The 627-nt window shown below is 66.3% G+C and carries 1 protein-coding gene; it reads left to right on the top strand.

The features are described from left to right. A partial coding sequence (locus tag FDK12_RS14960; protein ID WP_137370289.1) for a superoxide dismutase occupies window positions 1–621 on the top strand: 621 nt, incomplete at its 5' end. Window positions 622–627 lie beyond the last annotated feature (6 nt).

Below are 627 nucleotides of genomic sequence, written 5' to 3'. Positions count from 1 at the left end.
TACGTACTGCCGGATCTCGACTACGACTACGCGGCCCTGGAGCCGCACATCTCGGGCCGGATCATGGAGCTGCACCACTCCAAGCACCAGGCCACCTACGTCAAGGGCGCCAACGACGCCCTCGCGCAGCTGGCAGAAGCCCGCGCGACAGGCCAGTTCGGTACCATCCCGAAGCTCTCCAAGGATCTCGCGTTCCACGTCGGCGGCGTGATCAACCACAGCATCTTCTGGAAGAACATGTCTCCCGAGGGAGGCGACAAGCCCGAGGGTGAACTCGCCGCCGCCCTGGACGACGCGTTCGGGTCCTTCGACGCGTTCCGCGCCCACTTCACCGCCGCCGCGGTGTCGCTGCAGGGTTCGGGTTGGGCCGTGCTCGCCTACGAGCCGCTGGGCAAGAACATCGTCATCGAGCAGCTCTACGACCAGCAGGGCAACGTGCCGGTGGGCACCGTTCCGCTGCTGATGCTCGACATGTGGGAGCACGCCTTCTACCTGGACTACGTCAACGTCAAGCCCGACTACGTCAAGGCCTGGTGGAACCTCGTGAACTGGGCCGATGTCCAGACCCGCTTCCAGGCGGCCCGGACCGGCGCGTCCGTCCTCATCACCCCGGGCCTCTGACCCCGG

The sequence above is a fragment of the Arthrobacter sp. NamB2 genome, from assembly GCF_005281365.1.
In the GTDB taxonomy this organism is placed as follows: Bacteria; Actinomycetota; Actinomycetes; order Actinomycetales; family Micrococcaceae; genus Arthrobacter_D.
The sequence above is the reverse complement of the archived record's forward strand: the minus strand, read 5'-3'. Positions and strand labels throughout refer to the sequence as shown.